This is a genomic window from Noviherbaspirillum pedocola (assembly GCF_016632335.1).
In the GTDB taxonomy this organism is placed as follows: Bacteria; Pseudomonadota; Gammaproteobacteria; order Burkholderiales; family Burkholderiaceae_D; genus Noviherbaspirillum_A; species Noviherbaspirillum_A pedocola.
The window spans coordinates 139,000-162,940 of the sequence record NZ_JAEPBG010000011.1 but is presented as its reverse complement, the minus strand read 5'-3'; the positions used below and the strand labels follow the sequence as shown (position 1 = coordinate 162,940).

General features: G+C 58.9%; 21 protein-coding genes. 15 read left to right on the top strand and 6 right to left on the bottom strand.

The window, feature by feature from the left end:
* Positions 1-220: 220 nt before the first annotated feature.
* A complete protein-coding gene (locus JJB74_RS34215; protein WP_200595614.1) occupies positions 221-358 on the bottom strand; it encodes a type II toxin-antitoxin system Phd/YefM family antitoxin in 138 nt (45 codons plus the stop codon).
* Positions 359-385: 27 nt separating this feature from the next.
* Positions 386-1,204: a FadR/GntR family transcriptional regulator gene (locus JJB74_RS22410; protein ID WP_200595612.1), complete on the bottom strand. Its 819-nt coding sequence runs from the start codon at positions 1,202-1,204 to the stop codon at positions 386-388.
* A 306-nt stretch (positions 1,205-1,510) separates the two neighbouring features.
* Here JJB74_RS22410 and JJB74_RS22405 point away from each other — a divergent pair, with 306 nt between their 5' ends.
* The 13 genes from JJB74_RS22405 to JJB74_RS22345 all read left to right on the top strand — a co-directional run bounded on the left by JJB74_RS22405 (position 1,511) and on the right by JJB74_RS22345 (position 15,958).
* Complete coding sequence (locus JJB74_RS22405) at positions 1,511-2,545, top strand: cupin domain-containing protein (RefSeq protein ID WP_200595610.1); 1,035 nt, start codon at positions 1,511-1,513, stop codon at positions 2,543-2,545.
* A gap of 46 nt (positions 2,546-2,591) precedes the next feature.
* A complete protein-coding gene (locus JJB74_RS22400; RefSeq protein ID WP_200595608.1) occupies positions 2,592-3,494 on the top strand; it encodes a fumarylacetoacetate hydrolase family protein in 903 nt (300 codons plus the stop codon).
* 3 nt (positions 3,495-3,497) lie between these two features.
* Positions 3,498-5,180 (top strand): FAD-dependent oxidoreductase, encoded by a 1,683-nt coding sequence (locus JJB74_RS22395; protein ID WP_200595607.1) that lies wholly within the window; start codon positions 3,498-3,500, stop codon positions 5,178-5,180.
* 360 nt (positions 5,181-5,540) lie between these two features.
* Entirely contained in the window at positions 5,541-6,794 is a 1,254-nt protein-coding gene (locus tag JJB74_RS22390) for a Rieske 2Fe-2S domain-containing protein (RefSeq protein WP_234484766.1), read from the top strand.
* Between the two features lie 34 nt (positions 6,795-6,828).
* Positions 6,829-7,812, top strand: coding sequence for a PDR/VanB family oxidoreductase (locus JJB74_RS22385; protein WP_200595602.1), 984 nt, complete (start codon positions 6,829-6,831; stop codon positions 7,810-7,812).
* Between the two features lie 9 nt (positions 7,813-7,821).
* Positions 7,822-8,550 carry a FadR/GntR family transcriptional regulator gene (locus tag JJB74_RS22380; RefSeq protein WP_200595600.1) on the top strand — a complete coding sequence of 243 codons (729 nt, stop codon included), beginning with the start codon at positions 7,822-7,824 and terminating at the stop codon, positions 8,548-8,550.
* Between the two features lie 106 nt (positions 8,551-8,656).
* Positions 8,657-9,625: a Bug family tripartite tricarboxylate transporter substrate binding protein gene (locus JJB74_RS22375; RefSeq protein WP_200595599.1), complete on the top strand. Its 969-nt coding sequence runs from the start codon at positions 8,657-8,659 to the stop codon at positions 9,623-9,625.
* A 16-nt stretch (positions 9,626-9,641) separates the two neighbouring features.
* Positions 9,642-10,967 carry a CaiB/BaiF CoA transferase family protein gene (locus JJB74_RS22370; RefSeq protein WP_200595597.1) on the top strand — a complete coding sequence of 442 codons (1,326 nt, stop codon included), beginning with the start codon at positions 9,642-9,644 and terminating at the stop codon, positions 10,965-10,967.
* Entirely contained in the window at positions 10,964-12,148 is a 1,185-nt protein-coding gene (locus tag JJB74_RS22365) for a thiolase C-terminal domain-containing protein (RefSeq protein WP_200595595.1), read from the top strand. The genes JJB74_RS22370 and JJB74_RS22365 overlap by 4 nt, the downstream gene beginning before the upstream one ends.
* The gene (locus tag JJB74_RS22360) at positions 12,145-12,612 is read left to right on the top strand and encodes a Zn-ribbon domain-containing OB-fold protein (RefSeq protein WP_325170157.1); all 468 of its coding nucleotides are present in this window, start codon (positions 12,145-12,147) and stop codon (positions 12,610-12,612) included. Before JJB74_RS22365 ends, JJB74_RS22360 begins: the two co-directional genes overlap by 4 nt.
* A complete protein-coding gene (locus tag JJB74_RS22355; protein ID WP_200595593.1) occupies positions 12,573-13,691 on the top strand; it encodes a CaiB/BaiF CoA transferase family protein in 1,119 nt (372 codons plus the stop codon). Before JJB74_RS22360 ends, JJB74_RS22355 begins: the two co-directional genes overlap by 40 nt.
* 197 nt (positions 13,692-13,888) lie before the next feature.
* Positions 13,889-14,398 (top strand): tripartite tricarboxylate transporter TctB family protein, encoded by a 510-nt coding sequence (locus tag JJB74_RS22350; protein ID WP_234484765.1) that lies wholly within the window; start codon positions 13,889-13,891, stop codon positions 14,396-14,398.
* Between the two features lie 3 nt (positions 14,399-14,401).
* The gene (locus JJB74_RS22345) at positions 14,402-15,958 is read left to right on the top strand and encodes a tripartite tricarboxylate transporter permease (protein ID WP_200595591.1); all 1,557 of its coding nucleotides are present in this window, start codon (positions 14,402-14,404) and stop codon (positions 15,956-15,958) included.
* Between the two features lie 1,104 nt (positions 15,959-17,062).
* Here JJB74_RS22345 and JJB74_RS22340 read toward each other — a convergent pair.
* Together JJB74_RS22340 and JJB74_RS22335 are read right to left on the bottom strand one after the other, a co-directional pair.
* Entirely contained in the window at positions 17,063-18,481 is a 1,419-nt protein-coding gene (locus JJB74_RS22340) for an ISNCY family transposase (protein WP_200595589.1), read from the bottom strand.
* A 298-nt stretch (positions 18,482-18,779) separates the two neighbouring features.
* On the bottom strand, positions 18,780-20,162 hold the full coding sequence (locus JJB74_RS22335; protein ID WP_200595587.1) for an ISNCY family transposase: 1,383 nt from the start codon (positions 20,160-20,162) through the stop codon (positions 18,780-18,782).
* Positions 20,163-20,502: 340 nt separating this feature from the next.
* On the opposite strand from JJB74_RS22335, the gene JJB74_RS22330 reads away from it, so the two are divergent.
* Entirely contained in the window at positions 20,503-21,156 is a 654-nt protein-coding gene (locus JJB74_RS22330) for a hypothetical protein (RefSeq protein WP_200595585.1), read from the top strand.
* A gap of 420 nt (positions 21,157-21,576) precedes the next feature.
* On the opposite strand, the gene JJB74_RS22325 is transcribed toward JJB74_RS22330, so the two are convergent.
* Both JJB74_RS22325 and JJB74_RS33975 read right to left on the bottom strand, forming a co-directional pair.
* Positions 21,577-22,122, bottom strand: coding sequence for a C40 family peptidase (locus JJB74_RS22325; protein ID WP_234484764.1), 546 nt, complete (start codon positions 22,120-22,122; stop codon positions 21,577-21,579).
* The gene (locus JJB74_RS33975; RefSeq protein WP_200595584.1) at positions 22,122-23,291 is read right to left on the bottom strand and encodes a GGDEF domain-containing protein; all 1,170 of its coding nucleotides are present in this window, start codon (positions 23,289-23,291) and stop codon (positions 22,122-22,124) included. The genes JJB74_RS22325 and JJB74_RS33975 overlap by 1 nt, the downstream gene beginning before the upstream one ends.
* Before the next feature lie 420 nt (positions 23,292-23,711).
* Here JJB74_RS33975 and JJB74_RS22315 point away from each other — a divergent pair, with 420 nt between their 5' ends.
* On the top strand, positions 23,712-23,915 hold the full coding sequence (locus tag JJB74_RS22315; RefSeq protein WP_200595582.1) for a cold-shock protein: 204 nt from the start codon (positions 23,712-23,714) through the stop codon (positions 23,913-23,915).
* The last annotated feature ends 26 nt before the right edge of the window (positions 23,916-23,941 follow it).

Below are 23,941 nucleotides of genomic sequence, written 5' to 3'. Positions count from 1 at the left end.
TTTGCGTATCAGGCTCGATATCCAGCTCGCCGAGCAGGGCGATAAATTGGCTCGCGTCGCGGTCATTTTTAGTAACCAACACATTGCGATTGAGTTGTCGGGAAAGGGTTTTATTAATCTCCTCCTTCTTCGATAGTGCTATCGATGTCCACGGCAACGATGGGGGTTGCTACATCGCTTCAAGCGGTTGTCGGGCCGCTTGTCTCGAAGGCTCGTGCTTTCACTGCGGTTGCGTTGTTACAAGCACTGCAATCGGTTCGCCGTGATGGGTGATCAGGTAGTGTTCGCTCTTCCTGACATCTTGTATGACTTCAAACCAATGGATCCGGGCTTCGTATATCCCTATAATTCTGGCCATGGATTTCCCCGCATGACTAAGTTGTCATTAATCTGGCCGAAAAGTTTTTTTGGCTAGTGTCTTTTCTTTTGCACGGAGTTGCTGGCTCAGTCTCTCTAGATGACGTGTCATTTCCAATACTGCGCCGTCCACATTGCGAGCGCGCAAGTGCTTGAGGATTAAGCGCCTCACTTCGATAACATCAGTGCGCGGTGTAGGGCTGATCCGGTCCAGTAGCTGCCGGACGATTTCGGAAAGTGAATCAATCAGCATCACCATGACTTCATTGTGCGTCGCGCGCGCGATTAGGCTGTAAAAATTGATGATGTAAGTCGAGCGTCCTTTAAGGTCGCCACTGTAGGTCAGCTGCTCGACAAGGTCAATGTCGCGCTCGATCGCATCGAGGTCGATGCTGGTGGCCCTCGCGCAGGCCAGTCTCAGCGCGTCGTTCATCAATAGAATGCGTGTCTCGGTGAGACTTTCGGTGGAGATGCGACCCAGCAGTACCATGTCATACACAGCTTGCGTGATGATTCCGGGATCGCCATGCCGGATGAACGCGCCACCGCCGATGCCGCGTTGGCACGCGATCACGCCGGCCACTTCCAGGCTGCGCAAAGCTTCGCGCACGGCGTTGCGCGACACGCCGAGTTGTTCCGCCAGCTCTCGCTCAGCCGGCAGGCGGTCACCTGGCTTCAGCCGTCCTTCCTGCATCTCGATGCGAATTTGCAGACAAATGTCTTCGAACGTGCGCCGCGGTTTTCCCGCGGTACGCGCGGCCTTCAGCGTTGCTGGCGCTGTGGGTGATGCGGCTTCCGCCGGGGAAGGCAGCTTGCTGGCGGTCGGTTTGCTGCGAACTGAATCCATATTCATCTCGTCAGTAAAAAGGCTTCTCATGCTTTTACAGAGAATCTGGCATTCGTGAAAAACCGGGCGATAAAGACAGGGGCAGACTGCGGCTGTATTTTAGCTTGCAACAGCCGGAGCCAGGTGGCTTAACCTCCTACCTTTTGTAAGCTGCTTTTGGGCCTATTGACTTGGGGACGTGGTGTGACTAGCATAAAGGTAGGACCTTTTGAGTCGGTGTAAAACTCCAGCTTCGCCTGCAGCAGTATCCTTCAATCGGCAGTATCTTGACGAGAGCGCGATATGTCTGAAACGCATGGCAGTCAGTTGAACGACGCCGACACACGGCGAGAACTCGATCGGGAACTGGGACTATTCCATAGTCGTATCCACCAGCCGGATGATCCTCCCCTGTTCACCCGGGAACCGCAGTCGCAAATGCAGGCGCTGCACTGGCGCTGGTCTGACCTGTCGGTATTGCTGAAGCGGATCGGCGAGGGGGTGAAGATGCAGGCTAGCGGCAATCGGCGCACGCTTCGCCTCACCAATCCCGGCCTGCCGTATGGTACAACCCCCACACTGTGGGCGTCGATCCAGGTCATCCTTCCCGGTGAGATTGCGGGCGCGCACCGGCATGCGGCAACCGCGCTACGTTTCATCATGCGGGGCAACGGCGCCTGGACCACGGTCGACGGTGAACAGTACCCGATGAACGAGGGTGACTTCGTAATCACGCCGAGCTGGACCTGGCACGATCACATTCATCGCGGCGATGCGCCGATGATCTGGCTTGATGTCCTCGATATTTCGCTGGTACGACACATGCATGCGACGTTTTTCGAGGGCTCGCCCGTTGAGCTGCAACCGGTGTCGGACTATCCAAGGCGCTCGCTGCAGCAGTTCGGGAGCGGCGTGATGAGCCCGGTGCACGCGCAACATCACAATGCGGTCAACCCATTGCTCGCCTATCCGGCCGCGCAGGCACAGGCGGCGCTCGCTGCGGCTGCCGAACTACCTCCTGATCCGTACGATGACACCCTTCTCGAATACCGCAATCCGGTGACTGGAGGGGCGGCGCTGACCACCATCGGCACGAGGTTGCAATGGCTGCGACCGAAGCATATCTGCCTGCCGCAGCGCCACACCGGGAGCTTGGTGTACTACGTAATCAATGGCAGCGGCAGCAGCACGGTCGGCGACCGCAAATTTGAATGGAACGAAGGCGACTTCATTGCAATTCCGCCGTGGACCTATTACGCGCATTGCAATGACGGCGACAGGCCGGCGCGCCTCCTCCAGGTGAACGATATCCCTGCCTTGCAGGCACTTGGCCTGTACCGCGAAGAACGTATTCCGCGATAGTAGCGCGGTTCGTCCCAGATCTCTTGTAAACCGAGCATCCATTGCCATGAAAATTGCCGTATTTGATGACTACCGCGTCGGACTGGTCGAGGGCGACCAGATCTATGACGTAACTTCCGCGCTTCCTGATGCGTCCGGAATTTGGCCGCCGGTGTTCATGAATCGCGCAATTGCCAATTGGGAGACGGTCGCCCCGCGCCTGCGGGAAGCACGCCGCAGCGCGCGGGTGCTGCCCCTGGCTGCGGTGCGACTGTTGCCGCCGAATCCTTGCCCGGTGCACGTTTTGGCCGCGCCGGCGAACTATGCTAAGCATATCGCGGAGATGGGTACGATGGCCGTCACGAAAAAGGGACGTACGGCGCGTGAGCAGGGCTTGTTCATGAAGGCAAGCGGTTCGCTAACCGGACCTGCGCGCGGCATCGAGCTTCCACGCGGTTCGAGGCGTCGCTTTGATCACGAATCAGAACTTGCGGTCGTGATTGGCAAAACCGCGCGCAATGTGCCTCGAGAGCGGGCGCTCGATCATGTATTCGGCTATAGCTGCCTGATCGACGTAACGATGCGCATCGTGAAGGACCTTGCCGAAGAAGAGCGCGTGATGCGCAAATCTTTTGAAACCTTTACTCCACTCGGTCCGTGGATCGTTACCGCCGACGAAGTGGGCGATCCGCAAAAGCTGCGCAACCAGTTGTTCGTGAACGGCGAATGCCGACAAGACGCGAACACTGCCGACATGATCGTCGATGTGGCGGAATTAATCGAACTGGCCTCGTCCGTGATGACGCTGTACCCGGGTGACGTAATTGCCAGTGGAACGCCGCAAGGAATAGGCCCGATCCGGGCGCAGGACACAGTAACGATACGTATCGAAAAGGTGGGTGAGATGACGGTGAACGTGCGCGAAACAGACGCCGTGCCGCCGGTTCTGTTCGAGGTGGCGCAGGAGTAAGCGATGACGGCAACAGGGACACAGAACAGCGATGTGCCGGTACTGATTGTGGGCGCCGGTCCGGTCGGCCTTGCGCTTGCGGGCGACCTCGGCTGGCGTGGCATCCGCACGATGCTGGTCGAAAAATCCGATGGTGAGATCCGTCAGGCAAAAATGGACATGGTCGGCATCCGCTCGATGGAGTATTGCCGTCGCTGGGGTATCGTGCCGTGGGTCGAAAGCGCTGGCTACAACCGTGACTATCCGCAGGATTGCGCTTGGGTGACCAACCTGAATAGCCACGAATTTGGACGAGAATTCTTCCCCGCGCCGCGCGCGGAGAAGTCTCCGCCGCAGAGTCCGCAGAAGCGCGAGAGGTGTCCGCAGAACTTTTTCGACCCGGTCCTGCGCCGATTTGCGGAGCGATCCGGATTGTGTTCGCTACGTTACGAAACTGAGTTGATCGGTTTCATCGAACACGAGGACAAGGTGGTGGCTACGCTGCGGGACTCGCGTAGCGGGAAAGAGGAGACAGTCGTTGCCTCCTACATGGTAGGCACCGACGGCGGCGCCAGCACCGTGCGGCGCAGACTCGATATCCCGATGGATGGGCCCGAGGCGCTCACCTATACGACCAACATAATTTTCCGCTGTGACGGTCTGGAAAAGCTGCACCGGATGAGGCCGGCTTACCGCTATATTTTTATCGGGCTGGAGGGTACTTGGGCAACGCTGGTCGCAATCAATGGCCGAGATCAGTGGCGTTTTTCTTTGGTTGGCGATAGCGAAAGGCGAGCGTACACAGACGAGGAACTGAGTGCGGCCATCGTGCGCGCGGTCGGGCGGGAATTCAACTTCGAGATTCTTTCGATCCTACCGTGGGTGCGGCGCCAGCAGGTCGCGCGCCGCTATGGCACTAAGCGGGTGTTTATCGCCGGCGATGCCGCGCATCTCACGTCGCCGACTGGCGGGTTTGGGATGAACACCGGCATCCAGGATGCGGTGAACTTGTCATGGAAACTGGCTGCGAAGATCGAAGGGTGGGGCGGCGAGCATCTGTTGCGCTCATACGAAGCCGAACAGCGGCCGGTAGGCCTGCGCAACGTGGCCGAAGCCACTGACAACCTTAAGCGGATGCTAAATCCGCGCGTGGCGCAGCCACCCAAGGAGCTTTTCGAGAATTCGCCTGAAGGCGATCGTGCGCGCAAGGAGTTCGGCGACCGCTATACCGAGACGATGAGACGTGAATGGTTCAGCATTGGTATCCATCTCGGGTACATGTACGAACATTCTCCAATCATCGTGCCCGACGGTACACCGCAGCCGCCGGATACCGTGCAGACCTATCAGCCCACCGCACGGCCGGGATCACGTGCGCCGCACGTGTGGCTTGCGGAGGGAAAGTCGACGCTGGACCTGTTCGGTCGTGAGTTTGTGCTATTGCGCTTCGGCCAGGACGCGCCATCCGGTAAAGGGTTTGTGACGGCGGCCCAAAAACGGGGAGTGCCGCTCCGGGTGGAGACCATCCTTGACCCCGGCGCGGGGGACGTCTACGAGCGTCGGCTGGTGCTGGTGCGGCCGGATGGGCAGAGTGCGTGGCGGGGCGACCAGGAACCGGACGACGTATTGCAGGTGATCGACGTGGTCCGGGGTTCGGCCAGTGACAACGTCCTGCCAGTAGCGAATACGGGTCGAACTGTGAGTTAGAAGCGTCCTTTCCCTTGTTGGCGAGGCAGCGTCATCGGGCTAGGGCGTCGCCTCCCGCATCCTGTCATCCAGACCCAGGATTCCCCCGAGACGGGATGGGAATTCCCTGTTTCATCAACTCCCGCGCCACTGCGACGGGAACGATATTGCTGCCAGCCACGAAGCACGGAATGATCGCCACCCATCAATTTTTTCTTCTTTGGGCGGAATACCAAGAACGGCCCTATTGACTTCGAGCTGGTACTGTTCCTATACTGATCCTACCAGTTTGGAAATACCACTAAAAGGGCCGACATGCTTTCGAATGAAGACAACGAATTGCTGGTACGCGTGGGTCCCGGCACGCCGATGGGGCAGCTGATGCGGCTGTACTGGATTCCCTTCCTACCGTCGAGCGACCTCGCAGTCGATGGCCAGCCGCAGCGGGTGCGTCTGCTGGGCGAGGACTTGGTCGCATTCCGCGACAGCGAAGGCCGCATCGGCTTGGTCGATCATGCTTGTCCTCACCGTGGCGCGCCACTGATCTTTGGGCGTAACGAAGGTTGCGGATTGCGTTGCGTGTATCACGGGTGGAAATTTGGTGTCGACGGCAAGCTAATGGATACCCCCACCGAGCCCGCGGAAAGCCGGCTCAAAGACCGCACCCGGATCAAGAGCTATGTCTGCCAGGAGCGCAACGGAGTTGCGTGGACCTATATGGGGCCGGACCAGGATGCGCCGCCGCCGTTGCCGAACATCGAATGGAACATGGTACCCCCGGAAAACGCGTACGTCAGCTTTCGCGTTCAGGAATGCAATTGGCTACAGGCGCTGGAGGGCGAAATCGATTCGGCGCACGCCGCGATCCTGCACGGCCGCGTCGACACGGGCGGCAACATCAACCAATGGAAACAGGCGGCCGATCTGGCGCCGAAGTTCGAAGTCTTGCCACACGACGGCGGCCTGCACATTGCTTCGCTGCGCCAGCTGGGCGAGGACAAGCGTTACGTGCGGGTGAACCAGTTCCTCATGCCATTCTGGACCTTCGTGCCCCCGTTTTCCGGTTTCCCGGAACTGAGCGGCCATGCCTGGGTGCCGATCGACGACGAGCATTCGCTTTGCGTCATGTTTTCCTACGATCCGGTACGCCCGCTGCCGGAAAAGACGCGCAAGCTTTTTGATCAGGGCCACGCAGGCCGCGAGACTGCGCACCCGTCGCTGGACTCGTTTGAGACACGGGCGGTCAGCGTGCCTTATCACCGTTACTGGAGTAAGTACAACCGGGCAAACGCCTACGGTTTCGACTACGACGCGCAGGTAAGGAAATACAACTCAGGCATGCCCGGCTTATGGATCCAGGACGCGGCTTGTCAGTCTGGCGTGATGCCGATCTACGACCGTTCGGCGGAACACCTCGGCACCAGCGATACCGGCATTGCGATGACACGCCGCATGTTACTTGAAAAGGTGCGCAAGCTGGCGGTCAACCAGCAGCGCCCGGCGCGGTGCGACGATCCCGACGCCTGGATGGTGCGCGCAGTCTCTCTGACGCTCCCGACGACGGGCTCCTGGAAGGATGATGGCAGCGAATTCATGAAGGCGCGTCTCGGTAGCGATCTGGGCTATACGCCTTAAGCGCAGTTCAGACATTTTGATCTCACTTCTCACAATGGCCATACCCGCCTCAAGCCCTGTACCCGGCGCTACACAGCTGGAGGTCTGTCTGCGCCAAGTCCGCCTGGAGGCGGACGGCATCGTTTCCTATGAGCTCGTTGCTGCAAACGGCGAAACACTGCCCGCGTTCAGCGCGGGCGCGCACATCGACCTTCATCTCCCGGGCGGCATGGTGCGTAGTTATTCCTTGGTGAACGATCCCGCTGAGACCCATCGCTACGTGGTCGCGGTCCACCGCGTACCCGATGGACGCGGCGGCTCGGCGTGGATGCATGGCGTGCCGCGCGTCGGTGACTATTTGCGCATTAGTGCGCCGAAAAACGACTTTCCGCTCGCGGAAGATGCACCAATGTCGATCCTAATCGCCGGCGGCATTGGGATTACGCCCCTGCTTGCCATGGCGCGCCGGCTGAGCGCGCTCGGCCGGCCATGGCGGCTGCATTATTCAGCGCGCTCCCCTCGGCATGCGGCCTTTCTCGACGAATTACAGGAGCTCGTCCTGCAAGGGGGAGAACTGGACCTGCGGTTCAACTCCACGGGCGTGCCCAGGCTGGATCTCGCGAGGCTTGTCGAAGACGCGCCGGCGAACGCGCATTTGTATTGCTGCGGACCACGACCGATGATCGAGGATTTCCTTGCTGCTTCCAAAGCACGGCCGCAAGCCACGGTGCACCATGAGCGTTTCGCCGCGGGCAGTGAGGCAGCGACCGCCGGCGGTTTCGACGTGGTGCTGCAGCACAGCGGGCAACGGCTGCATGTGCCGCCTGGAAAAACCATACTCGACACACTGCTTGACAACGATATTCCGGCACAGTATTCCTGCTCGGCGGGCATTTGCGGCACCTGCAGAACTGGGGTCATCGCAGGCGAGCCCGATCATCGGGACGATTACCTGACCGACGAGGAGAAGCGGGAAAATCGCAGCATTATGATTTGCTGTTCCGGTTCCCGATCTAAGACGCTTGTACTTGATCTCTAGGAAAGAAGAATGACAAGTGAAACAAGCGAGCATAGCAAAACAAAGACAGCGAACGGAACGCACGGCAACGCCGTGATTATGGGCATCCTCGGGTATCTGCAGGAGCGGCGGCTGCAACCTGGCGACAAGCTGCCTTCCGAACGTGATTTCGCCGAGCGCCTCGGCGTGGGGCGAAACGCGGTGCGCGAGGCGCTGGCTACGCTGGTGACGCTACGGATGGTGGAGTCGCGGCCCAACTCCGGCATTTACATGCGCCACATCGCGCGGGAAAGCAGTTTCGAAGCGCTCGTGATGCTGACGGGAATGGGAGAGGTACCTACGGTCACCGAGGTGGCCGAAACGATGGAAGTGCGTGCCCATCTTGAGGTACTCGCAATCACTCTGGCTTGTGAACGTCGTACGGAAGCGGACATTGCGAGGCTCGAAGCGGTGCTGAGCGAGACGGAGCAAGTACTGGATCTGGGCGGCAACATTTCGGAGATGGACACCGAATTTCATATCGCGATGGTTGACGCCGCACACAATTCGATTCTAGTGCGCGTGCTGAATGCGTTCTATCAGCTCACCGCCGAACGGCGCGTGGTGATGTTTGCGAACCGGGAGCAGGGCGAGGCCTCGGCCAAGGAACACAGGCGTCTGGTTGAATACGTGAAGCACAAGGATTCCGCGAAAGCCGCGAAACTGATTCTGGCCCACATGAATCGCGCAAGGCAATACTGGAAAACCGTACTTGAGTAGCTTGCTGTTTTCGATGCAGCGGGCCGTGCCCGTCTCGTATTGAAATAGCGTTGAGAGCCGCCGGCGAGAGCGGCAGAAATCAATCTTCCACCCAACAGGAGACAAGATGCGCCATTTTTCCGTTTCTCGTGGCCTTGCGATCAGCCTGGCCTGTCTCGCGTTCGCCGGTTCTGCGGCCGCGGATTCCTTTCCGTCCCAGCCCATCCACATCATCGTGCCGTACGAAGCCGGCGGAAGCACTGACCAGCTGGCTCGCATCATCCAGCAGCCGGTGAGCGAAGCGCTTGGCAAGCCGGTGATTATTGAGAACAAGCCTGGCGCCGGTGGCACGATCGGCATCGAATTGGTCGTTAGGGCCAAGCCGGATGGTTATACGCTGGTCTTTGGCAATACCGGCCCGAACGCGATTGTCGACTTCATGCGCAAGGTGCCGTATGACCCGGTGAAAGACCTGCAGCCAATTTCCGACGTCGCGATCGCGCCGATGATCCTCACGGTACGGTCCGATCTGCCAGTCAACAGCGTGAAGGAGTTCATCGATTACGCGAAACAACATGGCCAAAGCATGAACTTCGGTTCGGTTGGAAACGGTTCTCTGTCACATCTCAGCGGCGAATACTTCAATACGATGGCCGGTACCCACCTACTGCATATTCCATACAAGGGCGGAGCACCGGTGATGACCGCGTTCATGTCCGGTGACCTGCAGGCGGCCTTCGTCACCGGGCTCGATGGCGCAACGATGCTGCAGACCGGCAAGGTAAAGTACATCGGCGTGGGAAGTAAGAAACCGACCGAGGTGGTGCCGGGCGTGCCGCCAATCGCGAAGGACATTCCGGGTTTCAAAAGCGCGGCTTGGTTTGGCGTACTCGGGCCGAAAGGCCTGCCGAAAGACGTGGTGGACAAGCTGAACAAGGCGGTCGTGTCCGCGGTGAACAAGCCAGAGGTGCGCCAGAAACTGCTCGACCGCAAGGTTGAGCCCGATCCTGGCACGCCGGAACAGCTTGCTGACTTAATCAAGGAAGACCGGGCGCAGTGGGGCCCGGTGGTCAAGCAAGCCGACATTCACATGTAACCAGGAATATAAGCGTATGGCTAATAATGCTTCACCATTGTCGGATCTGGCAAGTGAGTTTCCCCTGCCCACATCCCGCCCCTCGGGCGCGCCTAAAGCTCTCGAAGGCATTCGGGTTGTCGACTTCACCCATTTCATCGCGGGGCCGCTTGCCACGATGATGCTGGCCGACATGGGGGCCGACGTCATCAAAATCGAGGCGGTTGGGCGTGGCGATGAGTTCCGCTACTATCCGCCGGGCCATCCAGACGACAAGACACTGGGCGCGCCTTATCTCTGGGCTAACCGGAACAAGCGCAGCATCGCGCTTGATCTAAAATCCCCCGAGGGCCTGAAGGTCGCGCTCGAACTGATCGCAAGCGCCGATGTGGTCGCGGAGAACTTCTCCACCGGCGTGATGGAGCGCCTCGGACTCGGTTATGAGACTTGCAAGGCGCTGAACCCAAAGCTTATCTACTGCTCGGTGTCGGCCTACGGGCGTGAAGGCTCGTTCGCAGACCGGCTCGGGTTCGATCCGATCGCACAGGCAGAGAGTGGCTTCGTGTCGATGAACGGCTACGCCGATCGCATGGGCGTGCGTGCGTTATCGCCGGTCATGGATATCAGCACCGCAATGATGGCCTGCAACGCGATGCTGGGCGCCCTGTTCGCACGAGAACGGACCGGCGAAGGGCAGTCAGTCGAGATCGCGCTATTCGACAACGCCATGCTGATGACAGGTTATGCGACGATGCAGCAACTGTTCACCGGCACCGAACCACAACGGCACGGTAATACCAGCCCTGACACTTGCCCGTCGGGCGTGTTCCAGGCTGCTGACAAACCCTTCTACATCAACTGCGGCAACGACAAGATCTTCCAGCGCTTGGCTGCCCGAGTGCTGGAACGGCCCGATCTCGCGAATGACCCGGTGCTGGCGGATCGTAATGGCCGCATGGGCCGACGTGAGGAATTGTTTAGTATTCTTAACGACGCATTCGAGCAGCAGCCGTGGTCATACTGGCAGCCGCGCATGCGTGAAGCATCGATTCCCTGCGGCGAGGTGCGCACCGTCGGAGAGGCGCTGCGCTCGAAAGAAGCGCGCGAACGCGGCATCGTCAGCCGTATCCGGCACTCAACCCTTGGCTGGTTGCCAAACATCTCGCTGCCGATACGTTATTCGCGCACGCCGGTCGTCGATCCCAAACCGGCGCCACTGATCGGCGAGCACACGCTGGAGATTCTACGCGACACTCTAGGATACGACGTGGACCGCGTTGAGCAGTTGCTCCAAGCCGGCGTAGCGTGTGTCGACCCCGGCAAGCTAACTACATCGGCCGCTGCAAAGGCGCAAAAGGAATGACAACAGCGAACAGTTTGCGTGGCCGTGCAGCCGTGGTCGGCATCGGCGAATCCACCTATTACAAGCATAGTCAGTCGCCCGACGCTGAATTCAAGCTGGTGCTGAAGGCGATTCTCGCAGCTTGCGCGGATGCCGGCATTGATCCGCGTGACATCGACGGTTTTTCATCGTTCGGTAACGATCGCAGCGATCCGTCGCGTCTAGCCGCCGCTTTTGGCACGCGCCAGCTGCGCTCGACGACGATGCAGTGGGGCGGCGGCGGGGGAGGCTGTTGTGCGGCAGTTGCCAACGGCGCCGCTGCGATTGCGGCAGGACTCGCCGAGTGCGTGGTGGTTTTTCGTGGACTGGCCCAGGGACAGCACGGCCGTTTCGGCCAGGCCGCGGCAAGCGACACGATCTCGGGCGATATGGCTTACCAAATGCCGTACGGTGTACTTGCGCCACCGCAGAAATTCGCAATGAAGGTGCGCCGCTACATGTACGAGCACGGCATCCGGCAGGAAGCGCTGCGCGCGATTGCGCTTGCGTCCTACCATCATGCGCAGTCGAATCCACGCGCGCTGATGCGCGGCAAGCCTCTCGATACGAGAAGCTACGACGAATCACGCTGGATCGTCGAACCCTTCCATCTGTTCGACTGTTGCATGGAAAACGACGGCGCTGCCGCATTGTTGCTGGTTTCCGCAGAGAGGGCGAAAGACTTCCCATGCAAGCCGACCTACCTGCTGGGAGCCGCCACGGGCTCTGACCATCGGGTCGCCGCTGCTCCCCACAACGCCCCGCTGTACGCAAGCGCAAGTTTCACCACGGTTGCTCCTGACCTGTACAGGATGTCGGGATTGCAAGCCGGCGACGTCGGGGTAGTGCAAAGCTATGAGAACTTCACAGGCGGCGTGCTGATGGCGCTGGCCGAACACGGGTTTTACAAGCCGGAAGAGGCAAATGAATTTCTGACGATGGAAAACCTAATCGCGCCGAACGGGCGGCTGCCGCTCAACACCAGTGGCGGCAATTTGGCCGAATGCTACATGCACGGCTTTGAACTAGTGCTGGAGGCCGTGCGCCAGGTGCGCGGCACATCAACGAACCAAGCTGCGCGCAGCGATGTTGCGCTTGTAATCGGCGGACCGATGGTGACACCGGTGAGTAGCTTGCTGTTTGGATCGGAGGCGGCGCAGTGAGTGCAGATTTTTATCTTCCCGAGGGTTTGCCGGTCCCCGTGCCGGAGGCGGATGGTTTATCAGCGCCATATTGGGACGGCTTACGCAACGGTAAACTTCTCGCGCAGCGGTGCGATCACTGCGGAACCTGGCAGTTTGGAGCCGAGTGGATCTGTCATCGCTGCCACGAGTTCGATCCCTCGTGGACACAGGTCGACGCGAAAGGGTTAATTTACAGTTGGGAGCGTGTTTGGCATCCATCGCATCCCTGCCTGCGCGGGCGCGGCCCGTATTTAGTGGTATTGGTCGAACTACCGCACGCCGGAGGTATTCGAATGCTGGGCAACCTGCTCGGCGACCCGATGCAGGATGTACGGATTGGAACCGCGGTCGAAGGCGTGTTCGAACACCATCCGAATGCAAATCCACCCTACAGCCTAATGCAATGGAAAATCGTAAGCCAAGCCGATCCGCAGGCCCTCTAGCAGGCTTGCGCGTGGTCGAATTCGCCGGCCTCGGACCCGCGCCATTTGCCTGCATGCTGCTATCCGATATGGGGGCCGACGTGGTTACCATCGAGCGGACTGGCAAGGAGATTGGTGACTCCACTGACTTCATTGCGCGCGGCCGCACCGTCGTCATTGCCGACCTGAAGAATGCGAACAGTCGGGATGAAGTGTTAATGCTTTTAGACGAAGCCGACGTGCTAATCGAGGGCTTCCGGCCAGGTGTAATGGAAAGCTTGGGCCTCGGACCGGATGTGCTTGCGCAGCGCAATCCCGGTCTAATTTACGGTCGTATCACCGGTTGGGGGCAGACCGGGCCACTGTCCCATAGCGCGGGACACGATGTGAACTACATTGCACTGACGGGTGTACTTGCCGCGATCGGCCCGGGCGACGGTCCGCCGTCGATACCGCTGAACCTGATCGGGGATTACGCGGGTGGAAGCATGTACCTCGTGGCGGGTATCCTGGCGGCGTTGTACGAACGGCAGAGTTCGGGCAGGGGGCAGGTCATCGATGCCGCAATCACCGATGGAACGATTTCGCTGATGAGCCTTTTCGCCTCGTTTGCCCTGCGCGGGAGATTCACCGAACGCCGTGGCGCCAACATGCTCGATGGCGGTACACCATACTACAGCACGTACAGGACGGCTGACGGCCAGTATGTGTCGATCGGCGCACTCGAACCAAAGTTTTTCGCTGAATTATGTGAGCGCGTCGGGGTGAGTCCCGAACTGCGCGCCTGCCAGTTTGACCAGACGCGCTGGCCGCAATTGCGCGACGAGTTCGCGCGCCTCTTTGCGATGCGAACCCGCGACGAATGGGCTGCGCTGCTTGAATACACCGATGCCTGCTTCGCACCGGTTCTCACACTTAGCGAGGCGATGCGTCATCCGCATAATGTCGAACGCGGTGCATTTGTTGAGGTCGCCGGCGTCCGCCAGCCGGCACCTGTGCCGAAATTTTCGAGGACACCGGCTGCGGTGCAGGGTCAGGCTCCAAACGAAGCCTCGCTGCTGGCCGAAGTATTAGCGTCCTGGCGCTCTCAAATTGCATGAGCGAATGGCTAAGCATGCGAATCGGAGGCAGCCATTTCCAGAAAAGTCGATATGCTTTGCATTTGTCGAGCGTGGGCGATGAAGAGAACTGCCCTGCAACAACCCCGGCTACGAACCTGCGCCGGCAGAAAAATCGAGGAAGTATCGCGGACGTCCTTCAATGGCGGCCGACCATGCCTATGACAGGAGACATGCCGATGAACAGTAACTCTTCCACCCAGCGCCGCTCCGGCAGCAAGGACATCGCGGGCGGCGTCCTGATGCTCGGGCTCGGGCTGGGCGCAATCTACACGGGCCTGGGCTATCAGGTCGGCACGCTGACGCGCATGGGACCGGGCTACTTTCCGGTGGCCGTGGGCGCGGTGCTGGCTACGATGGGCCTGATCATCGCGCTAGCCGGCCTGCGCGCGCAGTCGCAGTACCGGCGTAAACCGGCCGCCGGCGCGGCGCTACCGCAGGCTAGGGGCCAGTCCCCGGAATGGCGTGGCTGGAGCTGCATCGTGCTGTCCGCCGTAGCCTTCATCGTGCTGGGCCGCTGGGGCGGCCTGGCGCCGGCCACTTTCGCCGTGACCTTCATCGCCGCACTCGGCGACCGGCAGAACACCATCAAGAGCGCGCTGCTGCTCGCGCTGGCCATGGTCGCCGTCGCCGTCATCGTGTTTTCCTGGGCGCTGCAGATGCAGTTCCCGCTGTTTCGCTGGGGCTGAACCATGGAACAATCACTCATCGACCTGTGGCACGGCTTTGGCGTGGCGCTTACGCCGCATAACCTGATGTGGTCCTTCTTCGGCGTCTTGGTTGGCAACCTGATTGGCGTGCTGCCCGGCATGGGTGCGCTGTCGGCCATCTCGATGTTGCTGCCGCTGACCTATACGCTGCACCCGGTGCCGGCGATCCTGATGCTGGCCGGCATCTTCTACGGATCGCAGTACGGCGGCGCCATTGGCGCGATTCTGCTGAACCTGCCGTGCCATCCGCCGCATGCGGTCACCTGCCTGGACGGCTATCCGCTGACGAAGAAGGGCAAGGGCGGCACGGCGCTGGGCATCACGATGATCGCGTCCTTCTTCGCCGCCTCGGTTGGCATCCTGGTGATGATCTTCGCCTCGCCGCTGCTGGTGAAGGTGGCGTTCAAGTTTGGCCCCGCCGAGCTGTTCTCGATCATGCTGTTGGGCCTGATTGCCGGCGGCACGATGTCGCGTGGCTCGCCGGTGAAAGGCATTGCGATGACCTGCCTGGGCCTGTTGGCCGGCATCGTCGGCACGGATGTCAACTCGGGCACGATGCGCTTCACCTTCGGCTTCATCGAGCTGTCCGACAAGCTGGAACTGGTGGCGCTGGCGCTGGGCCTGTTCGGCGTGGCGGACTTCCTGCACAACGTCAACCGCATACAGGTCATCGGAAGCGGCATGAAACTCAAACTCAAGGACATGCGGCCCTCGAAGAGCGAGCTGAAGCAATCGTTCTGGCCGATGGTGCGCGGCACCTTGGTGGGCACGCTTTTCGGCGCGATGCCGGGCACGGGACCGACGATCACGACCTTCATCTCCTATGCGCTAGAGAAGAAGATCTCGAGGACACCGGAGCGCTTCGGCCACGGCGCCATCGAAGGCGTAGCGTCGCCGGAAGCGTCGTCGCATTCTAAGACCCAGGTGGACTTCATTCCGACGATGAGTCTTGGCATTCCGGGCGATGCGGTGATGGCGTTGCTGCTAGGTGCGCTGCTGATCCAGGGCATTCAGCCGGGGCCGCAGCTGATTTCCGAGCACGCGGACCTGTTCTGGGGCCTGATTGCGAGTTTCTGGATCGGCAACGTCCTGCTGGTGATCCTGAACGTGCCGCTCATTGGCGTGTGGGTCAAGCTACTGCAGGTGCCGTACCGCTTCCTGTTCCCGGCGGCGATGTTCTTCATCGCGGTGGGGGTGTACAGCACGAACAACAGCCTGTTCGAGGTAGGGGAAGTGCTGGTGTTCGGCATTATTGGCGCGATGCTCATTGCGCTGGACTTCTCGGTGGCGCCAATCCTGCTGGGCTATGTGCTGGGGCCGATGGTGGAAGAAAACTTTAGGCGTGCACTACTGCTGTCGCGTGGCGACCTGTCGATTTTTGTCACGCGGCCCATCAGCGCGGCCTTCATCGCAGTCTGCACGCTGCTGGTGCTGGTGCAGGTCTTTTTTTGGTTGCGTGCCAAGGCTCGCCCCCAACTGAGCCCGGCGGCTGCCGCCGTTGCTGCACCCAATGAGGAGGGCGTTGCTAGCGACGTCTAAGCAGGTCGGCAGAAGCGATTTACCATTAGTTGGCTGAGCCAAAACCGCTTGGATCGGATGCCGGAATTCTAGAGGGCTTTGGGGTCCATTAATCCAGCAAGATTCATCCAGCAAGATAGTCAGTGAACTGCGCGGCCTGTTCATCGATCGATGCGTATTGTTTGTTGGCGCAGATCGTGTCCTTGCCTTCCCCCATAGCGTATCCGTCGGGTTGAGCTCGGCAGCCATAACCGCTGGATACCGAGATCTGCGGCTACGGCTTGGGAAGCCAGGGCTGTATGGCTGCTATCGCTATCCAATAGCAAGGTCACCAACCTCGGTATTGCCAGTGAAATTGGTACGGAAAGGCCCGGAAATCGTGGGCCCACTGGCGAACCGGAGTTAGAACACGCGGTGGCCGATGGCTGAGTCCGTGCGGCCAAAGACCGTGCGCCGCGCATTCCAGCCAGTGAGTACGACGCGCGACGGTACCTAAATGGCGCACAGCGGCGGGAAAAGCAGCACACCAGTTTACGCTACATCAGCACGACGCTGCGCGGCGGTAGGTTGCCAAGCACGCGCCGGATACGAGACTTTTTCCGGCTCGGCATCGGCCCCAACACGTAGCGCAGTCGCTGTCCAGACATATCCTACATGACGCATCGCCCGCCTGACCGTCGCATCAAAAAATACTTGGTTCAAATGCTCTCGCAACTGGTCCTGAATCAATGGCACCGTCCAATGCGTGGCGTGATACCTGCACTGTGCCGGCGGTATCTGCATAAATTCTTGGGGAAAGGCTTACACCGTGCGGTCCGCACGGCGTAGCCGTTTTTGATAAACACGCTCTGCCAATGTCGTGCATTGACCCGCACGGCGATAGTGCGTGCCAAGCGTTCGGTCTAGGCGGCCCTACCGAGAAATAGCTGGGCGAAAGTCCTTTTTGAGCAAGTAGCAACAAATGACAAACGATCTCAAAGTTGCAAAGACTCAAGTGTCAAAGCAAAGTTCAGATGTCCGGTTCCCAGCAAAGTTGAAATGTCCGTTTTTTCGATCCGGTATCTCAGTCTCTGGGTTTTGATTGCTTGCAGCCGCGGTAGCGGAAGGGTCGTCTAAGCGGTAACTTCAAACGATCTCGGTAAGCGAATTCGGCGGCGCCGTTGCCTTGCTTTGGGTTTGCTGAATTGCCTGCGCAATATCGTCCGCATTCAGGCTGCGCTGTGTCTTCTTGCCAGGCGCCGCCTTCTTTGGCACAGCCGGTACACCACGGTGCGTGCGAACCAGCACCGAGTGGCTGCGTCGGTCATCACGTTGCTGCTGGACGGCTTGCACCACCTGCAGCACATGCCCGAGACGCTTGTTCTCAACGATCGCGCCCTGGTCAATCTCGCAGAGCCGATCGTAAGTGGTGTAGGGCAGGGCGATACCATCCGCCCGGACTTCAATGCGGCCGTCCGGGTATTCGTACACCTCGACATACTTGCCGATCAGACGCCGACTCGCCGGCGTATCGGCGAGCAGATAGAGCATCTTGTCGTACTGCAGCGTCAGGCTGTGCGAAACACGCCGTGGCTGGCGCTCCGTAAAGATCAGGTCGAGATCTTCGTCGTCCCGCAGCGGCCGGTGCGCATCGAAATCGTTGCGCGGCGGCTTGGCAAAGCGCCGGTTGTAATCCGCAACGAAAGTTGGCGCATACGCGTTGGCTGCTGCCATCGTGCTGATGCCTTGCAGCCGCAACTCCTTCACCAGGCGATCCTGCAGCGTCAGATTGGCCCGTTCCACGCGCCCCTTGGCCTGGCTGGAATTGGCGCAAATCCCTTCAATGTTCAACTCAAACAGCGCCCGGCCAAATTGGGTGCAGCCATCCCCGCCGGTTGCATTCTTCTGATTGACCCGAAAGACGCTGGCCTTGTCGCTGTAAAAAGCCAGCGGCTTGCCATGCTGCTCGATGTAGGCGCGGGTGGCTTCGAAATAGCTGAATGTCGATTCCGAGGGCGTGAAGTGCAGTTGCAGGAGCTGGCTGGTGGCGTCATCCACGTAGACCAGCAGAGTGCAGGTCGGCGCCCGGTCTTCAAACCAGGCATGGTCGCTGCCGTCAATCTGGACCAATTCCCCAACACAATGCCGGCGATTGCGCGGCTGGTAGATCGTTGCCGGTCGCTGGCGCCGTGGTATCCACAGCCCGGCTTCAGTCATCAGCCGGCGGATCGTTTCGGTACTGATCGAAATGCCGTGGCATTCGCTGAGCTTCTCGCGAGCCAGAGTGGGGCCGAAATCCGCATACCGATCTCGGATAATCGTCAGTGCCAAGTTTGCCAACCCTGGCGCCAGTTGCCGATTGCCGGGACGGCCGCGCTTGCGTGAAACCAATCCCGCGACACCTTCGCTGAGAAACCGGTTCACGAGACGCTGAATCTGCCGTGTGGTCAGCGTTAAGCGCTGAGCTGCCTGCATTGGCTTCAGATGCCCATCCGCGACAGCCTGTATCACCTTAAGCCGATCGATCTCACGCATGCTCATCGTAATGGTCTCGATTTGCGCCATGCTGCACCTCCTGAACAAGGAAAATGCAGCATGGCTGAGTTACCCAAACTCGGTGTCGTCGGCGAGAAAACGCGACATTTCTATTTGGGAGAAATCGGACATTACTATTTTGCGCCTACACTCAAGTGTTCAAGCCATTTTCAAATGTCCCACCGCGGGCCAAATTCAAATGTCCCACCTTTAATCTTCCAGGGTTGCTTAACTTGCAGCCGCGCCGCGGAATAAGAAGCAAGAGCGAAGAGGGCGGTTAGTTAGGCCTTTTGCCAGCAAGAATGGAATTTCGGCCGCCGCCCTTTCTTTAGTGCATTGCCGCGTGCAGCGCTTGTGCCAAATCGTCAGCACTCAATTGCCGCTGTCGCTTGGTCCCCGGCCGCGCCGGCACGTTGGCCGGGGTCTTGCCCTGATTGGTCCGTGCCGGCGTGCCAGAGCGCCCACGCCGGTCATCCCGCTGCTGCTGCACGAGCTGCGCCACTTGCAGCACATGCGCCAGGCGCTTGTTGTCCACAATCGCGCCTTGCTCCACCTGCGGCAAGCGATCGTAGGTCGCGTACGGCAGCACTACACCATTGGCGCGAATCTCGATACGCCCATCCGGATACTCGTAGACGTCAAGATAGCGGTGAATCAGCTTGCGCATGGCCGGCGTATTCGCCAACAGATACAGCGTCTTGTCGTATTGCAGCGTCAGTGCGTGCGACACCTTGCGCGCCTCGCGCCAGGTAAAAATCAAGTCGAGATCTTCGTCGTCGCGCAGCGGCCGGTGCGCATCGAAATCGTTGCGCGGCGGCTTGGCAAAGCGCCGGTTGTAATCAGCGATGAAGGCCGGCGCATACACATTGGCTTCAGCTATCGTGCTGATGCCCTGCAGCCGCAATTCCTTCACCAGGCGATCTTGCAAGGTCAAATTCGCGCGTTCCACGCGCCCCTTGGCCTGGCTGGTATTGGCGCACAGGCTCTCGATATTGAGCTCGTACAGCGCCCGCCCAAACTGCGTATAACCCCGGCCACCGGCAGTCTGCTTCTGGTTGACCCGGAAAATGCCCGCCTTGTCGCTATAGAAGGCCTGCGGCTTGCCATGCCGCTCAAGATAGGTCCGCAGGGCTTCGAAGTAGCTGAACGTCGATTCCGAGTAGGTGAAATGCAGCTGCATCAGGCGGCTCGTCGCATCGTCGATGAACACCAGCAGGGTGCAGGCCGGCGCCCGGTCCTCGAACCACGGATGATCGCTGCCATCGATCTGCACCAGTTCGCCCACGCAGTGCCGGCGATTGCGCGGTTGATAGACCGTCGGCGAGCGCAGTTTGCGGGGAATCCACAGGCCAGCTTCCATCATCCACAGCCGCAGCGTTTCCTTGGCCACTTCAATGCCGTGCAATTCGCGCAGCTTCTCGCAGGCCAAAGTAGGACCAAAATCGGCATACCGCTGGCGCAGGATCGTCATCGCTACAGTGCGCAGTTCAGGCTGCAATCGATGGTGTCCAGCCTGGCCGCGCTGCCGCGAGATCAGGCCGGCGGCACCGTCTTGCCGGTAGCGTTGCACCAGACGATTCACCTGACGCTTCGTCAGGTTCAGGCGTTGCGCTGCCGTGGACGCTCTGAGATTGCCGTCGATCACAAGCTGGATCGTCTTGAGGCGGTCGGCTTCCTGCATGCTCATGGTGATCAGTTCGGTGCTGGCCATGGTGTGCCTCCGAATCCAAAGAAGCACTCAGCATGACCGAATTACCATGTCGTCATCCGCACCAAGTGGGACATTCTGATTTGGCCAGATCGAGACATTCTAATCTGGCTGTGACACTCAAGAAATTGCATAATCCTCTTTATGTAAAATCATGTTCGTAATCGCGGAATGCCGGCAGTAGCATGGCCCGCATCCTTGTGTGAACCTAAAGCCTCAATGTTACCGATATACTTCATGTCCTACACAGGTATGAGGCATGCTCCTATGTTGCAACGCAACATGAGCGGTTAGCATTTCCTCCGTGCACTTGGCACACCGTATGCCAAACCACGGAGGGAAAATGCACATCGTCTACATTCACGGCAACCGCGCTACCGCGCACAGCTTTAACTTCATTCGCTCCCATACATCAGGACACGATGAAATCGTGCTTGAATATGACAGCGAGGCCGGCTTCTACAACAACCACGAAGGCATGTTGCGCTGTCTCGACGGAATGGATGACATCTTCTTCATCGCACATTCGCTGGGCGGCATTCACGCTTTTCATCTGGCGCACCATTTGGGCGAGCGTTGTGCCGGAGGAATCACTTTGGCAACGCCGTATGGCGGCAGCGCCGCGGCCAGCGTAGTCGCCTGCTTTCTGCCCTTTAGCCGCGTGCTGACAGAAATTCGCCCGGCTGGCCGTCCGATCGTCGAGGCCGGCAAGATGGGAGCGCCGGGCGTCTGGACCAATATCGTCACACTGGCAGGCGCCTCTCCTTTCGTTCTCGAACCGAACGACGGCGTCGTGACATTGGCGTCGATGCGATATCGCCAGGATATGCGGCTGGTGGAAATCGACTGCAACCACTTTGAAGTGGTTCAGAACGAGCAAGCGCTGGAGGAAGTCCACCGATCAATCGTTGAAGCCTCGCACGTTACTGTTGTTGCTGATCCCGTCCTGGCAAGAGTTTCTCTAAATCCGGCACAGGCTGGAATGCATGTGTTGTAAAGAGCCAAATGCCGATGGCAATGCCGATCGTTGTCAGTAAGCTGTCATGTTGCGGTGCAATAATGGCGGCTACACATTGACCGTCTTCTGGCCTTGGTGACTTGCCTGCCATAGCGGGCACGAGCAGCGGTTGCGAAGACAGCAACACCGACCGCCTCTGTCAATTGCACCTACTGAACCTGCCTGAAAATGCATCAAAGGACTGCTTCCACATCCGCTCTAACTCGCCTGGCCGACACAGCAATGGAATTTGCGTTCGCCGTCACCGTGATGGTGATGGGAATTGGGTATGGATGCCACTGGCACAAAGCTCCACTACGTGCCTTTTGCGAAGTTCTCAGTGCCGGCATCGCGCTCGAAGTTGCAGCCAACGCTCTCTGAGAGCCGCACACATTAAGCACGGCTCAACACCTCTGCCGCTCAATCGAGCAGGGTCCTGGCCATTTCGAAATGCTGCGACCAATAACGGATGGTGAGCTTTTCGACGCGCACCCTGCCCCGTGAATTCGGGGCATGGACGAATTCTCCTCGTCCCAGATAGATGCCAACGTGCGAAAACGGGCGGCCCAGCGTGTTGAAGAACACGAGGTCGCCGGTGCGCATCTGATCCACCGGCACCTCCCTGCCGTCGCGTGCCAGCGATGCTGCATTCCCACGCAGCGCAAGGCCGGCGGCTTCACGGTACACATAAGCGACCAAGCCCGAGCAGTCGAACCCGGCAACTGGATTTTTCCCGCCGAATTCGTAGCCGGTTTGTAGAAGCATTAGGGAGTACAGCCCCACCTCACGCGCCGCCGCTGAGGATTCCGGCTCGTTGCGGAAGGTGGCTTCGGTAAATCGTGCAGGCGTAACATACGGCGCACGCGGTGCGGTGCCGCATCCGGCCAACGTAAGAAGAACAAGTAAGGCTGCAAGAGTGTGTTTCATGTGACCATATAACGGCATACCCAACTTAAAAACGTTCATCAAAGCAATTCTTGCATTTCCACAGAAGCAATTTCCACTTTGTTCTTACCGGCTTGCTTCGCCATATACATCGCCTTATCTGCCGCATCGATGAGCGCCTGCGCACCGCTCGTTGGCGGGCTCAGCAATGCCAAGCCAATGCTGACTGTATAAGCCGGAATATCCCCGTGTGTATGCTGCGCTGCTGCGTCCCGGATACGTTCGGCAATGGCTTTCGCGTCGACTTCTCCAGTATGCGGCAACAGCACAATGAATTCTTCGCCACCGTAGCGGCCGACACAGTCGTTATGGCGTAGTTCGTGCGTCAGCTTATCTGCGAAATCCCGGATGACATGGTCGCCGACGGTGTGACCGTACCGGTCGTTAATCGATTTGAAATTGTCGAGGTCCATCATCAGCAGCGCTAGCGGCTTGCATTGCCGTTCTGCTGCAGCAATCTCGTCGTCAAGCCGCTGCATGAAGGCATCACGTCGATAGGCACCGGTCATATGATCGCGGGATGCCAGGTACTCAAGTTTCGAGTGCAAGGCACGGTTGACCATCAAGATGAACCCCAGGGTAAGCCCTACAGTCGAGAACGCAAATGTCCCAAGGTAGACGTGACGGATCAGTGAGAAATCCTTGTCGAAAGTTACCGCCCGTTCCTCGAAAATCGCTGTAATGAAGCGCGCAAACGTGATGCCGGCCGTGCCGATGAAGAGATACTGCGTGAACAAATCCGGAAAGCCCTTGTCGCGGCTTTTGATGATGACCCACGCACAAGCACTGAACAGAATCGTCAGCACGCCGCTCATGATAAGGACGCGGACACGATAGTCATCATGAGCGAAGGTGACCCAGGCAAGACCCAGCGCGGCAATGAAGAACAAGGCAGTAACGCGTCTGGTGTTCGGCGCTACGCCTGTGAACTCCTGAAGGCTCCCGTAGATTGCTCCAACTCCGGAAATTATCAGAAGGTCTGAAAGGAAATTGGAAAACACAGATGGTATGGCGCCGCGCATTGAAAGCAGAGCGGCTGCAGTAGCCATAAAGGCGCATCCCCTGCCCCAACGTGCCAGCCCTTTAATATCCCGCGGGAAACCTGAATGCAAAGCGAACAGCACAAATGAACACAAGATGCCAAAGGCGGCGGTAATAACAACAAAAGATCGTGGATCGATGCCAAGCACAGCGAAGTTCCCTTGTACAGCCGACGTAATGCAAGACCTCTTGGCTGGGCCTCTGCACGTCAAGATTATGTCTCCTAAGCAGGCGCAAAGTTTATCATTTGCCTCCACCGCGAAATCACCGTACAACTCGTAATAAAAGCCGTTAAGCAGCAAAAGCCTAAGATTGTATCGATCAGGAAATCGTATTTTCCATGAGGACAGCCATTCACCCGTAACGGGCGAGGCTTCCGAAATTCGTCTACCGCCCGGCATATCCAGGAATTGCTCGGCACACCAAACTTTAATGTCCCGTGGCGGCATGACACCGCAAGCGCAATCTGTTGGGTGGAAGTACCAGATTTTTGACAAACTTGCTATTTCGCGCATTAGAATGTCTGCGGCAGATTTGCCAGACTTTTAATTTTTCGGTGAGAACAGGAAATGGCGACGGGTACAGTTAAGTGGTTCAATGATGCAAAGGGCTTCGGCTTCATTACGCCGGACGGCGGTGGTGAAGATCTTTTCGCCCACTTTTCGGCTATTCAAGGCAACGGTTTCAAGTCGCTGCAAGAAGGCCAAAAAGTATCGTTCGATGTAACGCAAGGTCCGAAAGGTAAGCAGGCATCCAACATCCGTCCTGAGTGATTCTTGGACGGTGCCCGTCGCTTCGG

What these genes read in the sequence shown, in the direction of transcription:
- JJB74_RS34215 (WP_200595614.1), bottom strand. Translation starts at nt 358, where the DNA reads ATGGCCAGAATTATAGGGATATACGAAGCCCGGATCCATTGGTTTGAA.
- JJB74_RS22410 (WP_200595612.1), bottom strand. Translation starts at nt 1,204, where the DNA reads ATGGATTCAGTTCGCAGCAAACCGACCGCCAGCAAGCTGCCTTCCCCG.
- JJB74_RS22400 (WP_200595608.1), top strand. Translation starts at nt 2,592, where the DNA reads ATGAAAATTGCCGTATTTGATGACTACCGCGTCGGACTGGTCGAGGGC.
- JJB74_RS22395 (WP_200595607.1), top strand. Translation starts at nt 3,498, where the DNA reads ATGACGGCAACAGGGACACAGAACAGCGATGTGCCGGTACTGATTGTG.
- JJB74_RS22390 (WP_234484766.1), top strand. Translation starts at nt 5,541, where the DNA reads ATGCGGCTGTACTGGATTCCCTTCCTACCGTCGAGCGACCTCGCAGTC.
- JJB74_RS22385 (WP_200595602.1), top strand. Translation starts at nt 6,829, where the DNA reads ATGGCCATACCCGCCTCAAGCCCTGTACCCGGCGCTACACAGCTGGAG.
- JJB74_RS22380 (WP_200595600.1), top strand. Translation starts at nt 7,822, where the DNA reads ATGACAAGTGAAACAAGCGAGCATAGCAAAACAAAGACAGCGAACGGA.
- JJB74_RS22375 (WP_200595599.1), top strand. Translation starts at nt 8,657, where the DNA reads ATGCGCCATTTTTCCGTTTCTCGTGGCCTTGCGATCAGCCTGGCCTGT.
- JJB74_RS22370 (WP_200595597.1), top strand. Translation starts at nt 9,642, where the DNA reads ATGGCTAATAATGCTTCACCATTGTCGGATCTGGCAAGTGAGTTTCCC.
- JJB74_RS22365 (WP_200595595.1), top strand. Translation starts at nt 10,964, where the DNA reads ATGACAACAGCGAACAGTTTGCGTGGCCGTGCAGCCGTGGTCGGCATC.
- JJB74_RS22355 (WP_200595593.1), top strand. Translation starts at nt 12,573, where the DNA reads ATGGAAAATCGTAAGCCAAGCCGATCCGCAGGCCCTCTAGCAGGCTTG.
- JJB74_RS22350 (WP_234484765.1), top strand. Translation starts at nt 13,889, where the DNA reads ATGAACAGTAACTCTTCCACCCAGCGCCGCTCCGGCAGCAAGGACATC.
- JJB74_RS22345 (WP_200595591.1), top strand. Translation starts at nt 14,402, where the DNA reads ATGGAACAATCACTCATCGACCTGTGGCACGGCTTTGGCGTGGCGCTT.
- JJB74_RS22340 (WP_200595589.1), bottom strand. Translation starts at nt 18,481, where the DNA reads ATGGCGCAAATCGAGACCATTACGATGAGCATGCGTGAGATCGATCGG.
- JJB74_RS22335 (WP_200595587.1), bottom strand. Translation starts at nt 20,162, where the DNA reads ATGGCCAGCACCGAACTGATCACCATGAGCATGCAGGAAGCCGACCGC.
- JJB74_RS22330 (WP_200595585.1), top strand. Translation starts at nt 20,503, where the DNA reads ATGCACATCGTCTACATTCACGGCAACCGCGCTACCGCGCACAGCTTT.
- JJB74_RS22325 (WP_234484764.1), bottom strand. Translation starts at nt 22,122, where the DNA reads ATGAACGTTTTTAAGTTGGGTATGCCGTTATATGGTCACATGAAACAC.
- JJB74_RS22315 (WP_200595582.1), top strand. Translation starts at nt 23,712, where the DNA reads ATGGCGACGGGTACAGTTAAGTGGTTCAATGATGCAAAGGGCTTCGGC.